Source organism: Pseudomonas sp. (assembly GCF_050739995.1).
Classification (GTDB): domain Bacteria; phylum Pseudomonadota; class Gammaproteobacteria; order Pseudomonadales; family Pseudomonadaceae; genus Aquipseudomonas.
The window spans coordinates 1-5,557 of record NZ_JBOICG010000366.1 but is presented as its reverse complement, the minus strand read 5'-3'; the positions used below and the strand labels follow the sequence as shown (position 1 = coordinate 5,557).

Genomic DNA, 5,557 nt, shown 5'->3' with positions numbered 1-5,557 from the left:
GTCTGGGCGCGCAGGTGTTTTTTCACGGTGAGTGGGTAGTAAGAGCCACCTTTTACCGTGGCGTCGTTGGCGACGATCATGCATTCGACGCCTTCCACGCGGCCGATCCCGGCAATCACCCCGGCGGCTGGCACGTCTTCACCGTACACCTGATGGGCGGCCAGTTGGCTCAGCTCAAGGAACGGTGAGCCAGGGTCGAGCAGGCGGTTGATCCGTTCACGGGGCAGCAGTTTGCCGCGCGAGGTGTGCCGCTCCTGGGCCTTGGCGCCGCCGCCTTGCTGCACTTGGGCAAGCAGGGTGTGCAAGGCGTCGACCTGTTGGCGCATCGCTGCACTGTTGATGGCGAACTCCGCCGAGCGCGGGTTGAGCTGGGTGTGCAAGGTGGCCATGGCACGCTCCTTCAGCGGGTTTCGTTGAAGAGTTCGCGACCGATCAGCATCCGGCGAATCTCACTGGTGCCGGCGCCGATTTCATACAGCTTGGCGTCACGCAGCAGGCGCCCGGCAGGGAACTCATTGATGTAGCCATTGCCCCCGAGAATCTGGATGGCGTCGAGGGCCATCTGCGTGGCGCGTTCGGCGCTGTAGAGGATCACCCCGGCCGCATCCTTGCGCGTAGTCTCACCGCGCTCGCAAGCCTGGGCTACCGCGTAAAGATAGGCGCGGCTGGCGTTGAGTTGCGTGTACATGTCCGCGACCTTGCCCTGGATCAGTTGGAACTCGCCGATGCTCTGGCCGAACTGCTTGCGGTCGTGGATGTAGGGCACGATCAGGTCCATGCAGGCCTGCATGATCCCGGTAGGGCCGCCGGACAGTACCACGCGCTCGTAGTCCAGGCCGCTCATCAGTACTTTCACGCCGCCGTTGAGTACGCCGAGGATGTTTTCTTCCGGCACTTCAACGTCATCGAAAAACAGCTCACAGGTGTTGGAGCCGCGCATGCCCAGCTTGTCGAACTTGTTGCTGCGGCTGAAGCCCTTCCAGTCGCGCTCGACGATAAACGCGGTGATGCCGTGGGGGCCTTTCTCCAGGTCGGTCTTGGCATAGATCACATAGGTGCTGGCGTCGGGACCGTTGGTGATCCAGGTCTTGCTGCCGTTGAGTACGTAGTGACCGCCGCGTTTATCGGCGCGCAGTTTCATCGAGACCACGTCGGACCCGGCGTTCGGCTCGCTCATGGCCAGGGCGCCGACGTGCTCGCCGCTGATGAGTTTGGGCAGGTACTTGAGTTTTTGCGCGTGGTTGCCGTTGCGGTTGATCTGGTTCACACACAGATTGGAGTGCGCGCCGTAGGACAACGCCACCGACGCTGAGCCCCGGCTGATCTCTTCCATCGCCACCACGTGGGCCAGGTAGCCGAGGCCGGCGCCGCCGTATTCTTCCGGCACGGTGATGCCCAACAGGCCCATGTCGCCGAACTTCTGCCACAGGTCGGCAGGGAACAGGTTGTCACTGTCGATCTGTGCCGCGCGCGGCGCGATTTCCTTGCTCACGAAGGACAGCACCTGGTCGCGCAGCATGTCGATGGTTTCGCCGAGGGCGAAGTTCAGGGACGGGTAACTCATGGACAGGCACCTTTATGTGAGCTTTGTTTTTGTGTGGGTTGGGCGCCGGAGTAGGGCGCTCACCTTTACGTTAACGTAAGCTTGCCTTGCGAGGCTGTCAATCGTAGTTTACGTTTACGTCAACCTACAAAAAAGACAACAGGGGTCGTTATGGATCAACTGCATCAGAGCTACAGCCGTGGCTCCCAGGACAAGACCTTACTGGCCATGACCATCGGTCAGGCTTTCGATCGCACCGTTGCGCAGTACCCTGATGGCGAGGCGCTGGTTGTGCGTCATCAGCAACGTCGCTACACCTGGCAGCAACTGGCTGAAGCGGTGGATCTACACGCCCGCGCGTTCCTGGCCCTGGGCATGCAAATCGGCGACCGCCTGGGGATCTGGGCGCCCAATTGTGCCCAGTGGTGCATCAGCCAGATCGCCAGCGCCAAGATCGGCGTGATTCTGGTCAACATCAACCCGGCCTATCGCACCAGTGAGCTGGAGTATGTGCTCAAGCAGTCCGGCTGCCAGTGGCTGGTGTGTGCCGGATCGTTCAAGTCCTCCGATTACCACGCCATGCTCCAGGAGCTGCAACCCGACCTGCGCGGCGTCATCAGCCTCGACCCCAGCCCACCTGCAGGATTCCTACCGTGGTCGCAGTTGGCAGCCCTGGGTGCAGGCATCCCGCCCGAGCAGTTGCACACTCGCCAAGCCGGCTTGCACTTCGATCAAGCCGTCAACATCCAGTACACCTCCGGCACCACCGGCTTCCCCAAGGGTGCGACCCTCAGCCACCACAACATCCTCAATAACGGTTACATGGTCGGTGAGAGCCTGGGTCTCACGGCGCAAGATCGCCTGGTGATCCCGGTACCCCTGTATCACTGCTTCGGCATGGTCATGGGCAACCTGGGCTGCATCACCCACGGCACCACCATGATTTATCCGAATGATGGCTTTGATCCGCTGCTGACCCTCACCGCCGTCGCCGAAGAACGCGCCACCGGCCTGTACGGTGTGCCTACCATGTTCATCGCCATGCTCGATCACCCACGCCGTGGCGAATTCGAGCTGTCCACTTTGCGCACCGGCATCATGGCCGGTGCTACGTGCCCCATCGAGGTGATGCGCCGGGTCATCAGCGAACTGCATATGGGCGAAGTGCAGATTGCCTACGGCATGACCGAAACCAGCCCGGTGTCGCTACAGACCGGTCCGGATGACGATCTGGAGCGCCGCGTCACCACCGTTGGGCGCACCCAGCCGCAACTGGAAAACAAGATCATCGACGCTGACGGCAACACCGTTGCACGGGGTGAGATTGGCGAACTCTGCACCCGTGGCTACAGCGTGATGCTCGGCTACTGGAACAACCCAGAGGCTACCCGAGAGTCCATCGATGACGCCGGCTGGATGCACACCGGCGACCTGGCGAGCATGGACGAACACGGTTACGTGTGCATTGCCGGGCGCAACAAGGACATGATCATCCGCGGTGGCGAGAACGTGTACCCGCGTGAGCTGGAGGAATTTTTCTTCACCCATCCGGCGGTGGCGGATGTGCAGATCATCGGCATCCCGGATGCGCGCTACGGTGAAGAGATTGTCGCCTGGATCAAGTTCCATCCCGGCCACGCGGCCAATGAGCTGGAACTGCAAACCTGGTGTAAGGACCGCATTGCCCATTTCAAGACACCCAGGTACTTCAAGTTCGTGGATGAGTTTCCCATGACGGTGACGGGCAAGATCCAGAAGTTCCGCATGCGCGAGATCAGCATCAAGGAACTGTGCGACGACTGTTGAAACGCAGCGCATGTCTACCGCTCTGTGTTGAGGCCGGGTGCCTAAAGTGGTGAATCACTTCGCCACTTGAAGGCCATGCCGATGACAAGCACCACCATTAACCCTCCCGCACGTCCGCCAGGGAGCGAGCAAAGTCCACACGCACGCGTGATCAAAGACAACACCCCAGACTGGTACACCGATGCGCTGGATGAGCGCAAAACCGAACTGGCGTCTTTGGAACTGAACATTCCAGACTGGTACAAGAGAGCCTCAAGGGCTGCGAAGGAGCGCACGAGTGCGGTCCATGTGCGCAGCAGGCGATCCTTGAATCAAGTCGATCAGATGTTCAAGGAATTGAAAGGCCCGGCAGCGTATGCCGAGCCGTTGCTGGCGGCCGCGATTGAAAAGAAGTTCGGGCAACGCCTGGATACCCGAAAGGTATTTTATGCCCGCAAAATGGAACAGAAAGAATGCGAAACCGGACCCGATGAGGTCTCGACCAGTCGCGCGAGTCCATTGGCCTCGCAGTTCTATTTCTACCGAGGTACCAGCCTGCTGGAGGCGGCGCTGAACAACTTCACCCAGGATGAGGCGAGTGAGCCGGTTTGCGCGGATTGTCACTTGATCACCCATTACAACTTTTACCGTTATTCAAGCACCCGAACTCACCCTCCAGGCAACGTTCAATCCGTCAAGCTGGGCATCAAGGCTCATGAGTTTGCGACACTGTGCCGGGAGCTGGACCTGGGCAGTTCCTACTACGAGTACTTGCGCACCTTCATCAACAGCCGGATTCGTATCACTACCACGGAAGCGGGTATTGGCAAGCTGTACAGCACCCTGATCCTCAGCCACCGGCATCAGTTGGAATTAGCCGCAGAGATTGCCTTGATGAAGGGGGATATCCAGCCAGACGGCCACCAATTGATCAGCGATCTTTTGCGAAACCAGTCACAGGGCAAATGGGCAGGGGAGGAGGTGAAGTTTTCGCCGTTTCGGTTACTCGCCTTCGATATCGAAAACATCCTGATCATCGGCCCGGTTGTGTGGCGTTCCAACATTAGAAATGCTGAATTGGTGCCCCATCCCTGTCTCGTCTATATCCCGGGTGACCCCGTTCATCCGCTCAAGGCCTATGAGAATATCGCAGCGTTTACCGACCACCTGACGACACGCCTGTGTCGCGTCGAATACCGCACATTCTTCAGCCAGTTCGTGCCGCTTGCCAGCCAGGATGCGTTCTTCTCCCGACTCAAGGCCTTTCTGGACCCGGGCGCTCAGTACACCGACAACGAGGACTTTGCGTCAGCACAAAAAAGCCGGATCAATCGTCAGGGCAGCTACGCGCCACCCTGGGGGGATGTCTGGGCGGGCAGCGCCATAAGGCGTATGCGGTTGACCCTGGAAAATGCTCGCACCAGCGTGGTGTCTACCCAGGATGTCGATGATCGTGTCTACAACGCCTGGTTATGGTCGTTCGGCAGTCGTGCACTGGATATTCTCAATCTTGCCTCGTTCGTGCTGCCTTTCCTCGGCGAGGCGATGTTGGTCGTCGCGGCTGTGCAGATGGCCTACGAGATCGGCGAAGGTATAGAGGCATGGTCGCAAGACGATGCCCGAACCGCCTGGGCACATTTTTCGGCAGTGGGGCTCAACCTGGCGGGGCTGGCCGTTCCCAAAGTGCTGGTGGCAGCCAAAGACACTGACTTCATCAAGCGCCTCGTGCATGTGGAGTTTGGTGGGCGTACGCGCTTGTATGAATTCAACCCCGAGCACTACCTGCATCGGATCACGTTGCCCGACGGGCAGCGACCCCATACGCAGGGCCTGTATACGCACGAGGGAGCGTTGTACCTGCCGGCAAGGGGCGGTGGTCACTATAAGGTCCGCAGCAGCGGCAAACCGAATGAGTTCAGGCTCCTGCACCCCGATGGCGAGTCGCGTTATGCGCCCCGTATTCGACACAATGGGGAAGGTGCCTGGGTGCACGAATTCGAGCAACCTTTGACGTGGGATCGCAAGACCCTGTTGCGGCGCATTGGCCATACCGTCGACCACCTGAGCGACACCCAGTTGGAGCAGGCGAGGGCGATCAGTGGTGTATCGGATGATGAGTTGCGTAGCGTGTTCATCGAGCATCGAGCGCCCCCGCCGTTACTCAAAGACATGCTTCGGCGGTCTGGGTGTGCCGGCAGGTACCAGGCGGCTATCGACCAGCTAGGTCAT

Annotated in this window: 4 protein-coding genes; 2 read left to right on the top strand and 2 right to left on the bottom strand. The window is 59.8% G+C overall.

Going from position 1 to position 5,557, the window contains the following annotated elements:
* On the bottom strand, positions 1–389 hold a 389-nt coding region (locus tag ACRESD_RS12245; protein ID WP_431751132.1), incomplete at its 3' end, for a carboxyl transferase domain-containing protein.
* A gap of 11 nt (positions 390–400) precedes the next feature.
* A complete protein-coding gene (locus ACRESD_RS12240; protein ID WP_431751131.1) occupies positions 401–1,564 on the bottom strand; it encodes an isovaleryl-CoA dehydrogenase in 1,164 nt (387 codons plus the stop codon).
* A gap of 159 nt (positions 1,565–1,723) precedes the next feature.
* Between ACRESD_RS12240 and ACRESD_RS12235 the strand changes: the two genes are divergently transcribed.
* Both ACRESD_RS12235 and ACRESD_RS12230 read left to right on the top strand, forming a co-directional pair.
* Positions 1,724–3,349 carry an AMP-binding protein gene (locus ACRESD_RS12235; protein WP_431751134.1) on the top strand — a complete coding sequence of 542 codons (1,626 nt, stop codon included), beginning with the start codon at positions 1,724–1,726 and terminating at the stop codon, positions 3,347–3,349.
* Between the two features lie 75 nt (positions 3,350–3,424).
* On the top strand, positions 3,425–5,557 hold a 2,133-nt coding region (locus ACRESD_RS12230), incomplete at its 3' end, for a dermonecrotic toxin domain-containing protein (RefSeq protein WP_431751133.1).